Annotated in this window: 19 protein-coding genes and 4 tRNA genes; all 23 read left to right on the top strand. The window is 36.5% G+C overall.

The window, feature by feature from the left end; all coding sequences use genetic code 11:
- Window positions 1-20: 20 nt before the first annotated feature.
- The 23 genes from MKO96_RS27580 (at window position 21) to MKO96_RS27690 (ending at window position 18579) form a co-directional block, all read left to right on the top strand.
- Entirely contained in the window at window positions 21-218 is a 198-nt protein-coding gene (locus MKO96_RS27580; RefSeq protein WP_000436051.1) for a DUF951 domain-containing protein, read from the top strand.
- Between the two features lie 114 nt (window positions 219-332).
- Complete coding sequence (gene ychF / locus MKO96_RS27585; protein WP_064475174.1) at window positions 333-1433, top strand: redox-regulated ATPase YchF; 1101 nt, start codon at window positions 333-335, stop codon at window positions 1431-1433.
- Between the two features lie 191 nt (window positions 1434-1624).
- A complete protein-coding gene (gene rpsF / locus MKO96_RS27590) occupies window positions 1625-1915 on the top strand; it encodes a 30S ribosomal protein S6 (protein WP_001233781.1) in 291 nt (96 codons plus the stop codon).
- A 26-nt stretch (window positions 1916-1941) separates the two neighbouring features.
- On the top strand, window positions 1942-2463 hold the full coding sequence (ssb, locus tag MKO96_RS27595; protein ID WP_087983487.1) for a single-stranded DNA-binding protein: 522 nt from the start codon (window positions 1942-1944) through the stop codon (window positions 2461-2463).
- A 44-nt stretch (window positions 2464-2507) separates the two neighbouring features.
- The gene (rpsR, locus tag MKO96_RS27600) at window positions 2508-2741 is read left to right on the top strand and encodes a 30S ribosomal protein S18 (RefSeq protein WP_000918874.1); all 234 of its coding nucleotides are present in this window, start codon (window positions 2508-2510) and stop codon (window positions 2739-2741) included.
- 80 nt (window positions 2742-2821) lie between these two features.
- Entirely contained in the window at window positions 2822-3757 is a 936-nt protein-coding gene (locus MKO96_RS27605; protein WP_240589253.1) for a YybS family protein, read from the top strand.
- 78 nt (window positions 3758-3835) lie between these two features.
- Window positions 3836-5809, top strand: a complete 1974-nt coding sequence (locus MKO96_RS27610) for a DHH family phosphoesterase (protein ID WP_240589254.1) — start codon at window positions 3836-3838, stop codon at window positions 5807-5809.
- Window positions 5806-6252: a 50S ribosomal protein L9 gene (rplI, locus tag MKO96_RS27615; RefSeq protein WP_000864225.1), complete on the top strand. Its 447-nt coding sequence runs from the start codon at window positions 5806-5808 to the stop codon at window positions 6250-6252. The genes MKO96_RS27610 and rplI overlap by 4 nt, the downstream gene beginning before the upstream one ends.
- Window positions 6253-6279: 27 nt before the next feature.
- A complete protein-coding gene (dnaB, locus tag MKO96_RS27620) occupies window positions 6280-7629 on the top strand; it encodes a replicative DNA helicase (protein WP_001286241.1) in 1350 nt (449 codons plus the stop codon).
- A gap of 215 nt (window positions 7630-7844) precedes the next feature.
- Window positions 7845-9134, top strand: coding sequence for an adenylosuccinate synthase (locus tag MKO96_RS27625; RefSeq protein WP_044740892.1), 1290 nt, complete (start codon window positions 7845-7847; stop codon window positions 9132-9134).
- Window positions 9135-9276: 142 nt separating this feature from the next.
- Window positions 9277-9352 (top strand) — tRNA-Lys (locus MKO96_RS27630).
- 13 nt (window positions 9353-9365) lie between these two features.
- Window positions 9366-9437 (top strand) — tRNA-Glu (locus tag MKO96_RS27635).
- 21 nt (window positions 9438-9458) lie between these two features.
- Window positions 9459-9534 (top strand) — tRNA-Asp (locus tag MKO96_RS27640).
- A 41-nt stretch (window positions 9535-9575) separates the two neighbouring features.
- Window positions 9576-9648: transfer RNA gene (locus MKO96_RS27645), tRNA-Phe, on the top strand.
- A 386-nt stretch (window positions 9649-10034) separates the two neighbouring features.
- Window positions 10035-10742: a cell wall metabolism DNA-binding response regulator WalR gene (walR, locus tag MKO96_RS27650; protein ID WP_000971866.1), complete on the top strand. Its 708-nt coding sequence runs from the start codon at window positions 10035-10037 to the stop codon at window positions 10740-10742.
- Window positions 10743-10745: 3 nt separating this feature from the next.
- Complete coding sequence (gene walK, locus MKO96_RS27655; protein ID WP_000755363.1) at window positions 10746-12587, top strand: cell wall metabolism sensor histidine kinase WalK; 1842 nt, start codon at window positions 10746-10748, stop codon at window positions 12585-12587.
- Window positions 12584-13900 (top strand): YycH family regulatory protein, encoded by a 1317-nt coding sequence (locus MKO96_RS27660; protein ID WP_240589255.1) that lies wholly within the window; start codon window positions 12584-12586, stop codon window positions 13898-13900. Before walK ends, MKO96_RS27660 begins: the two co-directional genes overlap by 4 nt.
- Window positions 13881-14723: a two-component system regulatory protein YycI gene (locus tag MKO96_RS27665; RefSeq protein ID WP_240589256.1), complete on the top strand. Its 843-nt coding sequence runs from the start codon at window positions 13881-13883 to the stop codon at window positions 14721-14723. Before MKO96_RS27660 ends, MKO96_RS27665 begins: the two co-directional genes overlap by 20 nt.
- Window positions 14707-15501: an MBL fold metallo-hydrolase gene (locus MKO96_RS27670; RefSeq protein WP_000522836.1), complete on the top strand. Its 795-nt coding sequence runs from the start codon at window positions 14707-14709 to the stop codon at window positions 15499-15501. The genes MKO96_RS27665 and MKO96_RS27670 overlap by 17 nt, the downstream gene beginning before the upstream one ends.
- A gap of 63 nt (window positions 15502-15564) precedes the next feature.
- A complete protein-coding gene (locus MKO96_RS27675; RefSeq protein ID WP_098075873.1) occupies window positions 15565-16740 on the top strand; it encodes a S1C family serine protease in 1176 nt (391 codons plus the stop codon).
- Window positions 16741-16793: 53 nt separating this feature from the next.
- The gene (locus MKO96_RS27680) at window positions 16794-16979 is read left to right on the top strand and encodes a CxxH/CxxC protein (RefSeq protein WP_087983470.1); all 186 of its coding nucleotides are present in this window, start codon (window positions 16794-16796) and stop codon (window positions 16977-16979) included.
- Between the two features lie 59 nt (window positions 16980-17038).
- Window positions 17039-17518 carry a 23S rRNA (pseudouridine(1915)-N(3))-methyltransferase RlmH gene (gene rlmH / locus MKO96_RS27685; RefSeq protein WP_240589257.1) on the top strand — a complete coding sequence of 160 codons (480 nt, stop codon included), beginning with the start codon at window positions 17039-17041 and terminating at the stop codon, window positions 17516-17518.
- 182 nt (window positions 17519-17700) lie between these two features.
- Window positions 17701-18579: a radical SAM/SPASM domain-containing protein gene (locus tag MKO96_RS27690; protein ID WP_000713629.1), complete on the top strand. Its 879-nt coding sequence runs from the start codon at window positions 17701-17703 to the stop codon at window positions 18577-18579.
- Window positions 18580-18605 lie beyond the last annotated feature (26 nt).

Genomic DNA, 18605 nt, shown 5'->3' on the forward strand with positions numbered 1-18605 from the left:
TATGGAGAGGGGTTTGGAGAATGGAGCAAAAGCAGTATAACTTGTACGATGTTGTGGAAATGAAGAAAGCCCACCCATGTGGTGAGAATCGCTGGAAGATTATTCGTATGGGAATGGATATCCGCATTAAGTGCGAGGGATGTGACCATTCAGTAATGATTCCTCGAAGAGAATTTGATCGTAAGGTGAAAAAAATACTTGTGAAGCACGAAGAATAGAGAGAAGGTAACAGTTGCAATGGGTAGCTGTTACTTTTTTCGTTTGGAGGAAACTTGTCATTTTTTTCGTTACTATCTATAATGATGAAAGATTGAGACATAGGAGTGAAAAATATGGGATTAACGGCTGGGATTGTTGGATTACCTAACGTAGGGAAGTCAACTTTATTTAATGCAATTACACAAGCAGGAGCAGAATCTGCAAACTATCCATTCTGTACAATTGATCCAAACGTAGGGATTGTAGAAGTACCAGATGAGCGTTTAAATAAATTAACGGAATTAGTAGAACCGAAAAAAACTGTTCCGACTGTATTTGAGTTTACTGATATTGCAGGTATCGTAAAAGGTGCTAGTAAAGGTGAAGGTTTAGGAAATAAATTCTTATCTCACATTCGCCAAGTAGATGCAATTTGCCAAGTTGTTCGTTGTTTTGAAGACGAAAATATTACACACGTTTCAGGGAAAGTAGATCCAATCGATGATATTGAAACAATCAACTTAGAGCTAATTTTAGCGGATTTAGAATCTGTTGATAAACGTATCGAGCGTGTTGCGAAGTTAGCAAGACAAAAAGATAAAGAAGCAGTATATGAGCATGAAATTTTAGTTCGTTTAAAAGAAGCTTTTGAAGAGGGTAAACCAGCTCGTACTGTTGAATTTGCAGAAGAGCAAATGAAAATTGTTAAAGGCCTTCATTTACTTACAACGAAAGAAATGCTATACGTAGCAAACGTAAGTGAAGATGATATTATGGATCCTTCTGAAAATAAATATGTACAAATGGTAAAAGAATTTGCTGCAAATGAAAATTCTCAAGTAATCGTTGTATGTGCAAAAATCGAAGAAGAAATCGCTGAGCTAGATGAGGAAGAGAAAAAAGTATTCCTTGAAGAACTAGGCATTGAAGAATCTGGTTTAGATCAATTAATTCGTGCTGCATATGATTTATTAGGACTTGCTACTTACTTCACAGCTGGTGTGCAAGAAGTACGTGCATGGACGTTTAAACAAGGTATGAAAGCACCACAATGTGCTGGCGTAATTCATACAGACTTTGAGCGTGGATTTATTCGTGCGGAAACAGTTTCTTACGAAGACTTAATGACAAACGGTTCTATGACAGCTGCAAAAGAAGCTGGTAAAGTTCGTTTAGAAGGAAAAGAGTATATCGTAAAAGACGGAGACGTTATGCACTTCCGCTTCAACGTTTAATTTAATATTTCCTAGGAAAAATAAAGATATGAGCTTGGCAAATATATTATGTGTTTGCCAAGTTTTTTATGCATGGGTGAGTTGATTCATCTAACTTACTATGATATAATCTAAACTCGTGAGTAATTACTATAAATTAATTGCTCCTTGCCCATTATGGGCCGTTTAGACCAAAAGGAGGTGAAAGTGTAATGAGAAAGTACGAAATTATGTACATCATTCGTCCTGGCGTTGAAGAAGAAGCTCAAAAAGCTTTAGTTGAACGTTTCGCAGGTGTTTTAACAAACAATGGTGCAGAAATCATTAACACGAAAGAGTGGGGTAAGCGTCGTTTAGCTTACGAAATCAACGACTTACGTGAAGGTTTCTACATGATCTTAAACGTGAACTCTAACGCAGAAGCGATTAACGAATTCGACCGTTTAGCTAAGATCAACGAAGACATCCTTCGTCATATCGTTGTTAAAGAAGAAGAAAAATAATTGATATATAAGGGAGAGTGGTTCGATTGATGAATCGTGTTATCCTCGTTGGTCGTTTAACTAAGGACCCTGACTTACGTTACACGCCCAATGGTGTTGCAGTAGCTACTTTTACGTTAGCTGTGAATCGCGCATTTGCGAATCAACAAGGTGAGCGTGAAGCTGACTTTATTAATTGTGTAATATGGCGTAAACAAGCAGAAAACGTAGCAAATTATTTGAAAAAAGGTAGCTTAGCAGGCGTAGATGGACGTCTTCAAACTCGTAATTACGATGGACAAGATGGTAAACGTGTATATGTAACAGAAGTTCTTGCGGAAAGCGTACAATTTTTAGAGCCGCGTAGTGGCGGTGGGGAGCAACGTGGTTCATTTAATCAGCAACCATCAGGAGCTGGTTTCGGTAACCAAAGCTCTAACCCATTTGGTCAATCTAGTAATCCAGGCAACCAAGGTAACCAAGGTAACTCTGGATTTACGAAGAATGACGATCCATTTTCAAATGTAGGTCAACCGATCGACATTTCCGACGACGATTTACCGTTCTAATACAGTAAATTAGTTAGTTTTAACAAAGAATGGAGGGAATAGACATGGCAGGACGCAAAGGTGGACGTGCGAAACGTCGTAAGGTGTGTTTCTTCACATCTAACGGCATCACTCGCATTGACTATAAAGATGTTGATTTATTAAAACGTTTCGTTTCTGAGCGTGGTAAAATTTTACCTCGTCGTGTAACAGGGACAAGCGCAAAATACCAACGCAAACTTACAGTTGCAATTAAACGTGCTCGTCAAATGGCACTTTTACCATATGTTGGTGAATAATAGCGTATGAAATGCACAGTAGAGTCGGACTCTACTGTGCATTTTGCTATGCTTTTCTTTTTTGAAAGAGAGGTTAGATAATGAAAAACACGAAATTTATTACTGAGGGTGCAGCACTGTTAGCGATATATGCAATGTTATTGCTTATATCTATGTATGTTCCGATTTTAGGCACAGTTGTAACGTTTGTGTTGCCATTGCCATTTATATTGCTAACGATAAGATATAGATTATCTAACGCCTTTGTAATTTTTACGGCGGCACTTTTTATTACTGTTATTGTCAGTCAACCGATGAACCTAGTAAAGACAACTATGTTTGGATTGATAGGTATCGTTTTAGGATATATGTATAAAAAACAAAAAAGGCCGGTAGAAATTTTGATGGCGGGGACGCTTGCGTACTTAATTGGTATTATGCTCATTTATGTTGCGAGTATAAAGTTTTTTGACATAGATTTAATGAAGCAAATGCAAAATATGTTTAATGAAAGTATGGCGCAAAGTGAAAAGATAGTTAATGCTGCGGGTATGCCTATTAGTAAAGAACAAAAAGATTTATTTTCACAATTTAATGATGTGTTACAAACTTTATTCCCAAGTTTACTTGTAATGGTCTCGGTATGTTTTTCTTGGATTACAGTTATGATATCAGGTAGTGTTTTGAGAAAACTAAAACATGACGTTACGCCTTGGCCTAAATTTAAAGATATACAATTACCAAAGAGTATTGTTTGGTATTACGTTATATTTATTTTGCTATCAACTTTTATAAAAGTAGAACCGACATCATATTTACATATGGTATTTTCTAACCTATATGTCATATTTGCTTTACTACTAGTACTGCAAGGTCTGACATTTATCGCTTTTATAGCGCATAGCAAAGGTTTTACGAAAGGGGTTCCTATTATTAGTTTTATTGTCTGCATGTTTATTCCGATGCTGTTTCCTCTTGTGACAATCTTAGGTATAATTGATTTAGGGATTTCATTGCGTTCTAAAATAGGAGGATAAAGTAATATTCCTTATACTATTTTAATCTGTTTAACTAACTGGAAGATGAGTTAGTTTTACTTTATAGGAGTTGTATACATGCCTGAATTTTATAAGAAACAGTGGTTTTTATATCCTGTTTATGTATTGGCATTTTTTGTGTTTGTGCTCATTTCGATCCTTTGTTATTTTCATTTAATGATGGGGATGGTCTCCTTTTTAATTTTTTGTATCGTCCTTTTTGTTGTTGTGCGATTTGAACTTACCTTTCAAAAGAATTTTGAAAAACATACGACAGATATGATTACAAGAGTAAAGAAAGTGAGTAATGAAGCATTTAACCAAATGCCAATTGGTATTTTGTTATACAATAAGGATTATGGGATTGATTGGGCGAATCCTTATTTATCTTCATGTCTAGGACAGCATGCATTAGCTGGATGGCACCTTTATGATGTATCAGAAACGTTACTTCTTTTTATTAAGGGAGAGACTTCCGACGATATAGTCTCTTTAAATAACCGAAAGTTTCGCGTTTTTGTAAGGAAAGAAGAAAAGTTAATTTATTTCTTTGATGTAACGGAACAAACAGAGATTGAAAAGATGTACGAGGATCAACGTACTGTTTTAGCTGTCATTTATTTAGATAATTATGATGAAGTTACACAAGGGTTAGATGATCAATTACGTACGAATATAACAAGTCTTGTAACGTCACGACTAAATGAATGGGCCGTTAAGTATGGGGCATATTTAAAACGTGCATCTTCAGAAAGATTCTTCGTTGTACTAAATGAGAGTATTTTAGCACAGATGGAGAAAGGGAAATTTAGCATTTTAGATCAGGTGCGTGAAGAAACATCCAAAAGGAATATACCACTCACCTTAAGTGTAGGTGTTGGATCAGGTGATTTACCTTTATCCGAGCTTGGAGCAATGGCTCAGTCCGGTTTAGACCTTGCGCTCGGCCGTGGTGGAGATCAAGTAGCTATTAAACAAGCGACAGGTAAAGTTAAGTTTTATGGTGGTAAGACAAATCCAGTTGAAAAACGTACTCGTGTACGTGCTAGAGTTATTTCGCATGCATTAAAGGATTTAGTATTAGAAAGTAGTAATGTCATTATAATGGGGCATAGGGCTCCTGATATGGACGCAATTGGTGCTGCGATTGGTATTTTAAAGGTAGCCCAATTAAATGAGCGCAAAGGATATATTGTGTTAGATGAAAATGATTCTGATAAGGGAATTAAGCGTTTGATGGATAAAGTGAAACAAAACGAAGAGTTATGGTCGCACTTTATTACACCAGGACAAGCGATGGAATTTGCAAATGATGATTCTTTACTTGTTGTTGTTGATACGCATAAACCTTCAATGGTGATGGAAGAAAAGCTGTTACACAAAATTGAAAACGTAGTTGTTATTGACCATCATCGCCGAGGAGAAGATTTTATTGAAGATCCATTGCTTGTTTACATGGAGCCATACGCTTCTTCCACGGCAGAACTTGTTACAGAGTTACTGGAATACCAACCGAAAAATTTAAAAATGACAATGTTAGAAGCAACAGCATTGTTAGCTGGTATTATTGTTGATACGAAAAGTTTTACATTCCGTACGGGTGCTCGTACGTTTGATGCCGCTTCTTATTTACGCTCGCATGGTGCAGATACTGTACTTGTACAAGAGCTTTTAAAAGAGGATATGGATCAGTATTTACGGGTTGCAAAAGCTATTAAAAATGCGTACATTTATACAAATGGAATTGCGATTGCAAAAGTTGATAGTAATGATTACTACGATCAAGTGCTTATCGCGCAATCAGCGGACACATTATTAACAATGACAGGAATTATTGCGTCATTTGTTATTGCAAAACGTGGCGAGAATTTCATTGGAATTAGCGGCAGGTCTTTAGGTGAAGTGAACGTGCAGCTAATTATGGAGAATTTAGGCGGTGGCGGGCATTTAACGAATGCAGCCACACAAATGAAAAATGTTACAGTAGATGAAGCTGAGGAGAAGCTTCGATTTGTTATTGATGACTATTTACAGGGAGGCACACAATCATGAAAGTAATTTTTCTAAAAGACGTAAAAGGTAAAGGGAAAAAAGGGGAAATAAAAAACGTACCAGATGGCTATGCAAATAACTTCTTACTAAAACAAGGACTAGCTGCTGAAGCGACAAATAGCAGTATGAAAACTTTAGAAGCTCAAAAGCGAAAAGAAGAAAAAGATGCAGCAGCAGAGGTTGAAAATGCAAAAGAGTTGAAAGAAACGTTAGAGAAACTAACTGTAGAAGTAAAGGCGAAATCTGGAGAAGGTGGCCGTCTATTCGGTTCAATCACAAGTAAACAAATCGTAGATGCAATGCAAAAATCACATAAAATTAAACTTGATAAACGTAAATTTGAAATGGACGATGCGATTCGTGCATTAGGCTATACAAACGTTACTGTGAAGTTGCATCCGCAAGTAACAGCAACAGTAAAAGTTCATGTTAGTGAACAATAAAAATAAGTTAAGCAAGGAGGATTGCGTATGAGTGATGTAATGGCTGATCGTACCCCTCCGCATAATATAGAGGCTGAGCAGGCAGTTTTAGGGGCCATATTAATTGATCAAGATGCATTAACGTCAGCATCGGAACTATTGGTACCTGACTCATTTTATCGAACGAAACATCAAAAGATTTTTGAAGTCATGCTTGGATTATCTGATAAAGGAGAACCGATTGACTTAGTAATAATGACATCAGCAATGGCTGATCAAGGATTATTAGAAGAAGTTGGTGGGGTTTCTTACTTAGCAGAATTAGCAGAAGTTGTTCCAACTGCTGCTAACGTAGAATATTATGCACGAATCATCGCTGAAAAGGCGCTGTTACGTCGTTTGATTCGAACGGCGACTCATATCGTATCTGATGGGTATGAGAGAGAAGATGACGTGGATGGCCTTTTAAATGAGGCTGAGAAAAAAATATTAGAAGTATCTCACCAAACGAATGCAAAAGCATTCCAAAACATTAAAGATGTTCTTGTAGATGCTTACGATAAAATTGAACTTTTGCATAATCAAAAAGGTGAAGTTACTGGGATACCAACTGGATTCACTGAATTAGATAAGATGACCGCAGGTTTCCAGCGAAATGATTTAATCATCGTAGCGGCACGTCCGTCAGTAGGGAAAACCGCATTTTCATTAAATATCGCACAAAACGTAGCGACGAAAACGGATGAAAATGTAGCGATTTTTAGCCTGGAGATGGGCTCCGATCAGCTTGTTATGCGTATGCTTTGTGCAGAAGGAAATATTGATGCACAAAGACTTCGTACCGGTTCATTAACTTCTGATGATTGGGCGAAATTAACAATGGCGATGGGTAGCCTTTCTAATGCTGGTATCTATATTGATGATACACCAGGGATTAAAGTAAATGAGATTCGAGCGAAATGTCGTAGATTAAAGCAAGAACAAGGCCTTGGGATGGTTTTGATTGACTATTTACAGCTTATTCAAGGAAGTGGGAAATCAGGAGAAAACCGTCAGCAGGAAGTATCTGAGATTTCTCGTACATTAAAAGGGATTGCACGTGAATTGCAAGTACCTGTTATTGCCTTGTCACAGTTATCTCGTGGTGTAGAATCTCGTCAAGATAAACGTCCGATGATGTCTGATATTCGTGAATCGGGAAGTATCGAGCAGGATGCTGATATTGTAGCCTTCTTATATCGTGAAGATTACTATGACCGAGAAACGGAAAATAAAAATACGATTGAAATTATTATTGCAAAGCAGCGTAACGGTCCCGTAGGTTCAGTAGAGCTTGCGTTTGTTAAGGAATTTAATAAATTCGTCAACTTAGAACGACGCTTTGAAGATGGGGCATAAAGGCAGTATAAAAAAGAAACACATTTCTTATAATAAGATGTGTTTCTTTTTTTATATAGAAAAGATAAGGCTTTCATAATGTGAAAATATAATTCTTACGAACGAAAATGTTTTTTAATAAAAAAATGTTCGCTTTTTGGTTGACTTCTTTTTCGGTTTTGGTACAATTATATTGTTTGAATAGATCGTTTGAAAATCGCGGAGGTGCTTTAATAATGTCTTCAGTAGTAGTTGTAGGAACACAATGGGGCGACGAAGGAAAAGGTAAAATCACTGATTTTCTTTCTGAGCATGCGGAAGTAGTTGCAAGATATCAAGGTGGAAATAACGCGGGACATACAATTGTTTTCGGCGGAGTTAAATATAAATTACACTTAATTCCATCTGGTATTTTCTATAAAGAGAAAATTTGTGTAATCGGAAATGGCTTAGTAGTAGATCCGAAAGCATTACTTGAAGAGTTAAAATACTTACACGATCGTGGTGTAAGTACTGATAATTTACGTGTAAGTAACCGTGCGCACGTTATTTTACCTTATCACTTAAAACAAGATGAGTTAGAAGAAGCAAGTAAAGGTGATAACAAAATCGGTACAACGAAAAAAGGTATCGGTCCTGCATATATGGATAAAGCTGCTCGTATTGGTATTCGTATGGCTGATCTTTTAGACCGTGAAGCATTTAAAGAAAAGCTGGAGCGCAATTTAGTAGAAAAAAATCGTTTATTTGAAAAAATGTACGATACAGAAGGTTTCAGTGTAGAAGAAATCTTCGAAGAGTACTTCGAGTACGGACAACAAATCGCGCAATATGTATGTGATACGTCTGTTGTATTAAATGATGCACTAGATAACAATCACCGTGTATTATTTGAAGGTGCACAAGGTGTTATGCTTGATATCGACCACGGTACGTACCCGTTCGTTACATCTTCTAACCCGATTGCTGGTGGTGTAACAGTTGGAACTGGAGTTGGTCCTGCGAAAGTTACTCGCGTTGTAGGTGTGTGTAAAGCATATACAAGCCGCGTAGGTGATGGTCCGTTCCCTACTGAGCTTCATGATGAAATTGGTCATCAAATTCGTGAAGTTGGTCGTGAGTATGGAACGACAACTGGTCGTCCACGCCGCGTAGGTTGGTTCGATAGCGTTGTTGTAAGACATGCACGTCGTGTTAGTGGTTTAACAGATTTATCATTAAATTCTATCGACGTTCTAACAGGTATTCCGACTCTTAAAATTTGTGTTGCTTACAAATACAATGGCGAAGTTATCGATGAAGTTCCAGCAAACTTAAACATTTTAGCGAAATGTGAGCCTGTATACGAAGAACTTTCAGGTTGGACAGAAGATATTACTGGTGTAAAATCATTAGACGAGCTTCCTGAAAATGCACGAAAATACGTAGAACGTGTTTCTGAGTTAACAGGAATTCAATTATCTATGTTCTCAGTTGGACCAGATCGTAACCAAACAAATATCGTTCGTAACGTATACGAAGCTTAATTAATATTTTTGAGAAAAAACTCATGTCCTCATGAGTTTTTTCTTATCTTTTATAAAAAAAATAAAAAAAGGTATTGCAAAAAATAAAGAAAATATGTTATGATAAATCTTGTCGTCACGAAAATATGACGTTGGTGAGTATGAGCCATTAGCTCAGTTGGTAGAGCATCTGACTTTTAATCAGAGGGTCGAAGGTTCGAATCCTTCATGGCTCACCATTTTATTTTTCGTGGCCCGTTGGTCAAGTGGTTAAGACACCGCCCTTTCACGGCGGTAACACGGGTTCGAATCCCGTACGGGTCATGTTTTTTTATGTTCATTTTTGGTCCCGTGGTGTAGTGGTTAACATGCCTGCCTGTCACGCAGGAGATCGCCGGTTCGACCCCGGTCGGGACCGCCACTTTTGTTTATACCACCATTAGTGGTTTTATATATAGTTTTGGCTCGGTAGCTCAGTCGGTAGAGCAGAGGACTGAAAATCCTCGTGTCGGCGGTTCGATTCCGTCCCGAGCCACTCTCAGGATATTAAGTGGGCCCACTTAATATCCTTTTTATTTGTGTAATTTTACAAAATTGAGTAGTTATTTTAAAATAGAATGAGAAGCCTCTAGCAGTTGAAGCTAGAGGTTTTTCTATAGATCGTATAGGATTCCGTGTAAAAGTGGATTATACATGAGTCTGTGAGAATAGAGGAGAAAGTACTTAAGCAAAAGATGCGGCCATATAGGGGCATACTATGTAGACATCAATGTGTTTAGGGATATTGACCATATTTTTACCCGCTATTTGCCGGGCAGTAAGACCCCACCCAAAAATTCAACGAAGTAAAGAAGTTAGGTGCGGGATCAACTGCACGTAAATGCCCGATTAAAGTTTCACTTTATAAGGAGGAAATAGACGATGATGGGAAAGAAAATTTTAGTAGTTGATGATGAAAAGCCGATTGCGGATATTTTGAAGTTCAACCTAGAAAAAGAAGGTTTTGAAATTGTAATGGCGCATGATGGTGATGAAGCGATTGAAAAAGCGAATGAAGAGCAGCCAGATATGGTTTTATTAGATATTATGCTACCAGGTAAGGATGGCTTAGAGGTTTGCCGTGAAATACGTAAAAGCTCAGAAATGCCGATTATTATGCTTACAGCAAAGGACTCTGAAATTGATAAAGTATTAGGGCTTGAGCTTGGAGCAGATGATTATGTAACGAAGCCATTTAGTACGAGGGAATTACTTGCTCGTGTGAAGGCGAATTTACGTCGCCATCAACAAGGTGGTGCTGCAGAAAAAGAAGAAAATACGGAAATGGTTATTGGACCAATCGTTATCAATTCAAATGCGTATAGTGTAACGAAACGTGAGGAAAATATTGAACTTACACATCGTGAATTTGAGCTACTACATTATTTAGCCAAACATTTAGGACAAGTTATGACTCGTGAACATTTATTGCAAACAGTTTGGGGTTATGACTATTTTGGAGATGTACGTACAGTGGATGTAACAGTGCGTCGTTTACGTGAAAAAATTGAAGATAATCCAAGTCATCCTACTTTAATTGTAACTAGACGTGGAGTAGGGTATTACTTGCGTGACCCAGAGCAGGAATAGTATATGAAGAAAGTTGGTTTTTTTCAATCTATTCATTTAAAATTCGTACTCATATATATGCTATTAATATTAATAGCTATGCAAGTGATTGGGGTATATTTTGTAAGAGAGTTAGAAAAGAGTCTTGTACAAGGCTTTAGAGATTCTTTAACGCAGCAAACGAACTTATTAGCATATAACTTGAAACAAGAGTTTAAAAAAAGTTATACAAAAGCAGAAACAGAATCAACAGATGAAACGATTAAAACTTCAATTCGAAAATTTGCCTCTGATCGAAAGAAAGATATCCAAGAGGTAAGTGTATTTGATTCGCATAGAAAGTTACTCGCTATTTCAGATGAGTCAAAGCAAAATAAGGTAAATAGAACATCAACTGATATAGCTGTTCAGCGGGTATTGGTACAAAAAAAGCCAGAAGTGAAAATTGAGAAGGATGGTCGTACAGGCCATCGTGTACAAGTTATGCTTACTCCTATTCTAGATGATAACGGCAAGGATGCACTTGGTGTTATTTACATTGTTGCATCTATGGAAGATGTTTATAAACAGATGAAGGATATTAATCAAATTTTTGCGACTGGAACCGTTATTGCATTACTCGTAACAGCTGTACTTGGAATTTTGTTAGCTCAAACGATTACGAGACCAATCTCAGATATGCGAAGACAAGCGATTGAAATGGCAAAAGGAAACTATTCAAGAAAAGTAAAAGTGCATAGCCATGATGAAATTGGACAATTAGCATTATCTTTCAATAATTTATCAAAAAAATTACAACAAGCTCGTTCTTCAACGGAAAGTGAAAGACGTAAATTATCATCCGTTTTATCACATATGACAGATGGAGTAATTGCTACTGACCGAAAAGGGGATATTATTTTATTAAATGATCCTGCGGAAAAGATGCTAAATGTTTCGCGTGAAACAGCGCTCGATCAATCTGTTTTAGAAGTATTAGGGATACAAGAAGAATTTACGCTCGATCATTTATACGAAGAGCCTGATTCCGTTTTATTAGATTTTAGTACGAGAAATGAGCCATATATTTTACGTGCTAGTTTCTCTGTTATTCAAAAAGAGACAGGGAAAGCAAATGGTTTAATTGCCGTATTATATGATGTAACTGAGCAGGAGCGTATAGAAAGGGAACGCCGTGAGTTTGTGGCAAACGTTTCCCATGAGTTAAGAACGCCATTAACAACGATGCGCAGTTACTTAGAGGCACTTACGGACGGCGCGTGGCAAGATCCGAATATTGCACCGCAATTTTTAACAGTTACACAAGAAGAAACAGAAAGAATGATTAGACTTGTAAATGCGTTATTGCAACTTTCTAAACTCGATAGTACAGAACATCGTTTAATGAAAGAATGGGTCGACTTTACTGACTTCTTTAATAACATTATTGATCGTTTTGAAATGTCTAAAGAGCAAAACGTAAGTTTCAAACGATCTTTCTCTAAGAAATCCCGATTTATTGATATGGATACGGATAAAATTACGCAAGTTTTGTATAACATTATTTCGAATGCATTAAAGTATTCGCCAGAAGGTGGAACAGTAACATATCGCTTACGTGATCGAGGGGAATTATTAGAGATTAGTGTAAGTGACCAAGGAATGGGTATTCCAAAAGAAAACGTCGATAAAATCTTTGAACGTTTTTATCGCGTAGATAAAGCACGTTCAAGACAAATGGGTGGTACAGGACTTGGATTAGCAATTGCGAAAGAAATGATTGAGGCACATGGTGGCTCGATTTGGGCGAAGAGTGAGGAAGGAAAAGGGACAACTATTTATTTCACATTGCCAATGGCAGCGGATGAAGAGGACGATTGGGAATGAGTATGGAAAATGTTAAAACGATAGTTTTAATTAATTTAGTTGTAATTAGCCTATTTCTTACTTTTAACTTATGGACGTATGTGCCAGATTCCACGTCTATGCAAAACGCAAAATTTGTGCAGGGGAATGAAGGAACTACTCAAACTAAAATCGCTGATGTTGTCCGCCCTACTTCTATCATCGTGCATAAAGATAAAAATCATTATGGGAGCAAAAGAGAAGGAGATATAGAATCAATCTATAAACCTTTGGAAGCAGGGGAATTACATGGTTTCAAAGAGATATCGATTGCTAAGGCTGATTTCCTTTCTTATGTGCATGGTGAAGGGAAAATTGAGCTTGTTTTTCCTACCAATATCCCATTTGATGCAGTTAAATCTATGTTTAATATGAAAGAAAAAAGTATAGATAAGCCTAAACATTTTAATCGAATTATTCTTGACCCTTCTAGAAGTAGGGATCAAGAAATTAAAATTAATTTTGTTTCTGATGGTGATAACTCTAGAATATATGAAGCAAAATTAAGTGGTGTGTATTTAAAAGATATTGTAAATGCACAAAATCAATTTATAGTATCGGCAAAACCTTATTTTGATTATCAAATTAATGATATGAAAAAGCTATTTTTACCAGATGGAACGACAGAATTAAGTAATATAACGTATATTTCATCTAATTTAGCGGTTGATACATTTAAGAATGCTCTTTTTAGTGACCCACGTTATTTAAGCCCTATTACCGAGAAATCGAAAGAAACATTTACAGATGGTATTAGGTCCATGGAGATTGAAAACGATCATCATATGCTAAAGTATAAAAATTCTTCTGTTTCAAGTGAGAAAACGACAGATAATTTAATGCTTTTACAAAAAAGCTTTGATTTTGTAAATGGTCACAGTGGGAGTTTGGATTCATATCGTTTGGATTATATGAATAAAGGACAGACGGTATTCCGTTTACATGAAGATGGATATTCCGTATTCAATACAGATGGATTAGCTGAATTGAGACAAGTATGGGGATCAGAAGAAGTAATAGAATATGAAAGACCGTTGTTGTCTTTAAATACGAAAGGTATAGAACAGAAGGTTACTCTTCCATCAGGTCACGTTGTAATAGCATCCTTAGAAAATAATGCCGCGGTAGATAAACGATTCATTAAAGACATTGGTATTGGATACAAATTATCACTAGATGGGCAAGTAGCTCGACTACAGCCAATTTGGTATGTAAAGTTTGTTGAAGATGAAGCGGGTAAACAAAAAATATATGAGTGGAGTGAGGGAGGACTAAATGGATTGGGATCGGATTAAAACCATATTTATTGTGACCTTTTTTGTTTTGGACCTCTTTCTCATTTTTCAATTCATTCAAAAGCAAGATAGTAATCAATTGGAGCTTATTGCAGAAACAAAGATAGATCAAGAATTAAAAGCAAACAAAATTACTATGGGTAATTTCCCTAAAGAACCGAAAAAAGAATCATTTATTAGGGCGGAAAACAAGGCATTTAAAGAAGAAGATGTACAGTCTTTAAAGAATCAAACGGCGCATATACAAAATATGTACAAGGTAGAAAGTAAGCTAAAAGAGCCCTTTTTAAATACAAAATCATTATCCAAAGATAAGTATAGTGATTTTTTGAAGAACTATGTATTGGATGGACAAAAGTATGAGTTTGGGGCGATGAAAGACTCTAAAATTTACTTCTTCCAAAAATATAAAGATAAGCCTATTTTCTATAACGATCAGGCAATGATTGTTGTGGAATTAAATGAAAAAAATGAACTTGTGTCGTACACACAGACGATGCTAACTGATTTAAAAGAAATGGGCGAAAGTGAAAAAACGAAACAGCAAGAAATTATTACTCCTCAAACAGCTTTAGAAAATCTGTATTTAAAAAATAAAGTTCATGGGAATACACATGTAAAAGAAGCACAAATTGGTTATGCCACCCTTACCGCATCTACTTCTAATAATCAAGTACTCGCTCCAACATGGAATTTAAAAACGGAGCAGAAGCAGGACTTCTTTGTAAATGCAATCGAAGGACAAGTTATGGAATTAGGGGAAAGGGAAAATCAAGTGGTTGATGAACATACTGGAGTGAGAAAGAATGGGTTTGCATTTTAGCGTACTTGCAAGTGGAAGTACAGGGAATATGCTATATGTAGGAACAGATGAAAAAAAATTACTTGTCGATGCAGGTTTAAGTGGTAAAGCAACAGAGGCTTTATTTAAACAGGCAGAACTAAATATAAATGATGTATCAGGTATTCTTGTAACACATGAACATAGTGACCATATTAAAGGATTAGGTGTATTGGCACGTAAATATGATTTACCTGTTTATGCAAATGAGAAAACATGGAATGCAATGGAACATTTAATAGGAAATATCCCGACTGAGCAAAAGTTTATTTTCTCAGTTGGAGATGTGAAAACATTCGGTGATATTGAGGTCGAGTCATTTGGGGTTTCTCATGATGCGGCAGAGCCGATGTTCTATGCTTTTCATAATAATAATAGAAAGTTAGCCCTTATTACAGATACGGGATACGTGAGTGACCGTATGAAAGGTGTTATTAAGGGTGCTAATGCTTTTGTGTTTGAAAGTAATCATGACGTGGAAATGCTTCGTATGGGACGTTATCCATGGAGTATTAAGCGACGTATTTTAAGTGATGTGGGTCACGTTTGTAATGAGGACGCTGCATTAGCGATGGCGGATGTAATTACAGATGAGACAAAACATATTTATTTAGCCCATTTAAGTTTAGATAATAACATGAAAGAACTAGCACGTATGTCAGTATCACAAGTATTAGAGGAAAAAGGATTTGGAGTGGGAGAAGCCTTCGAAATTCATGATACAGATCCGAAAATGCCTACAAAAATTCAATACGTATAATTCTTCATTTTAGTAAACAATAAAGGTGAATATAGTTGTTTTCAGGAAGATGGGTGAACAAATATGTCCTTTATTGATGAAGAAAATTATCGTATGAAACGTGCAAGAAAAAAGAAGCATAAAGGTATTGTTATTTCTAGCATAGCAGGAACAATTGTAGGAGCTTCGTTATTTGCATTTGGAGCTCCTTTATTTGCGAATGATGCGGGGGCGCTTCCGCAAGCTGAAGCAAGTGGAAGTAATATGGCCGAAGCTCAAGGAATTAAACAGATTAGCTTTGTTGATGCTGTTGATCGTGCGTCTGAAGCTGTTGTTGGTGTTATTAATATTCAACGAGATAATTTTTCAGAGGCAGATTCAGAAGCTGGTACAGGATCGGGTGTAATTTATAAAAAAGCAGATGGCCAAGCTTATATTGTAACGAATAATCATGTTGTTGCTGGAGCAAATCGTATTGAAGTAAGTTTAAGTGATGGTAAGAAGGTTCCGGGAAAAGTATTAGGAACCGATGTAGTCACAGATTTAGCTGTACTAGAAATAGATGCAAAGCATGTGAAAAAAATAATTGAGATTGGCGATTCTAATACCGTTCGTAGAGGAGAACCGGTCATTGCGATTGGAAACCCACTCGGGCTGCAATTTTCTGGAACCGTCACACAAGGCATCATTTCGGCTAAGGAACGTATTGTCCCTGTAGATTTAGATCAAGATGGACATTACGATTGGCAAGTAGAAGTATTGCAAACAGACGCAGCAATTAATCCAGGTAATAGTGGTGGTGCGCTTGTAAATGCGGCAGGCCAATTAATTGGCATTAACTCAATGAAAATTGCAGCAAAAGAAGTAGAAGGAATTGGACTAGCTATTCCAGTTACTAGAGCTGTTCCAATTATGAATGAATTAGAGAAGTACGGAAAAGTAAGGAGACCGTATGTTGGAATTGAACTTAGATCGTTAAATGAGATTCCAAATTACCATTGGTCAAAAACATTGCATTTACCAGGCAATGTAACAGAGGGAGTTTGCATTTTAGATGTGAAAAGTCCTTCGCCAGGTGTAGATGCTGGTTTACGAGAACACGATGTGATTGTAGCAGTAGATGGAAAACCGGTTCGCGATATTATCGGATTCCGTACGGCCTTATATGATAAAAAAATTAATGATAAAATGACTCTTACGTTTTATCGTGGTACAAAGCGAGCAACAACAACGGTTAAACTAGGCATTCAAAAGTATTGAAAACAGGAGGGCCTACCTCCTGTTTTCTATTGTAGAAAAGTGAGGTGAAGAATATGGATTTACCTTGTTGTTTAGAACATGTTGAATTAGCTTTAGATATTATTGTGGATGAGTGTGAAGTTGCACCAGTTATCAACAATGTGGATAACTCAGAAAAAGAGAAAAAAACATGTGAATTTTGTCAAAATGAGGCGACATATGTTGTATCGAACACAGATTCTCACACAATATGTGGGTAACAATTGTGGATATGTGGATAAGTTATGTGGATAACATGTTTGTAAGGTGGGGAATAAGTGTGAATATCTCGGTTATTTCAATTGGGAAATTAAAAGAAAAATATTTAAAACAAGGTATAGCAGAATACTTAAAACGATTATCTGCATACGCAAAAGTAGAAGTAATTGAATTGCCAGATGAAAAGGCACCAGAAAATTTAAGTGAAGCAGAAATGTTAATTGTAAAAGAAAAAGAAGGTATACGTATACTGGATAAAATTTCTGACGATACGCATGTCATTGCGTTAGCGATAGAAGGAAAGCAAAAATCATCAGAAGAATTTGCAGTAAGCTTAGATCGTCTCGCTACATATGGAAAGAGTAAAGTTGCCTTTGTAATTGGTGGATCACTTGGACTAAGTTCAGAAGTAATGAAGCGTTCAAATGAATCTCTTTCTTTTTCAAAGATGACACTACCACACCAATTAATGCGATTAGTATTGCTTGAGCAAGTGTATAGAGCGTTTCGTATTAATCGTGGTGAACCGTATCATAAGTAAAATTACTTTTTGTATATAAAAAGAGTAAAAAAGACCATTGGCCAAAAAACACCGATGGTCTTTTAAACATTAATAGGCAGTACGGAGGTTTCCTAAAATAAGTATGTTTCTATTTATAAAAAAGTGTGTTGTAATATGAAGAGGAAAAAAGTATAAGTAGTCATAGAAGTGAGGAATTAAAGGTGAAGAAGTTTAAAAAGTTTTACTTGGAGATTACGAGTGTATGTAATCTTGCGTGCAGCTTTTGTCCGCCGACGGAAAGGCAGAAGCAATTCATTTCTGTGGAGGATTTTGCTAAAAGATTAGACCAAATTAAACCTCACACAGACTACATTTATTTGCACGTGAAGGGTGAGCCATTGCTCCATCCAAAAATAGATCAACTATTAGATTTGAGCCATGAAAAAGGGTTTAAAGTTAATATTACAACGAACGGAACGTTAATTAATAAGAGAAGGCATAGACTGTTAAATAAGCCTGCGTTAAGACAAATGAATTTTTCACTGCACAGTTTTGATGGACATCCAGGTTCGCAAGATAAAGAAGGTTATGTAAGGAGTATACTTTCCTTCATTAGAGAGGCGACAAGCCAATCGGATTTAATTGTTTCACTACGTTTATGGAATTTAACTCAGGATAATAAAACAAATGCTGAAATCCAGAAAAATAGAGATTTATTATCCATCATTGAAAATGAGTTTGGTCTATCTTATCAAATCGAAGAGAAGCTTACACCAGGAAAAGGTATAAAAATTGCGGAACGTGTCTTTATTAATCAAGACTATGAATTCCAGTGGCCGGCATTACATGAAGAAGAGGATGATGGAAAAGGATTCTGTCATGGTCTTCGAAATCAAGCCGGTATTTTAGCGAACGGAACGGTTATTCCTTGTTGTTTAGATGGTGAGGGAATTATTAATCTTGGGAATATTAATAATGACTCATTTTCTAACATTATAGAAGGTGAAAGAGCAACAAACATTGTCGATGGATTTTCGAAAAGAGTTGCAGTCGAAGAGCTATGCAGGAAATGTGGATACCGTAAAAGATTTGGAAAATAAAAAATAAGCCCTCATAAAGCGAGGGC

It is taken from the genome of Bacillus sp. ES1-5 (assembly GCF_022487605.1).
GTDB classification, from domain to species: domain Bacteria; phylum Bacillota; class Bacilli; order Bacillales; family Bacillaceae_G; genus Bacillus_A; species Bacillus_A wiedmannii.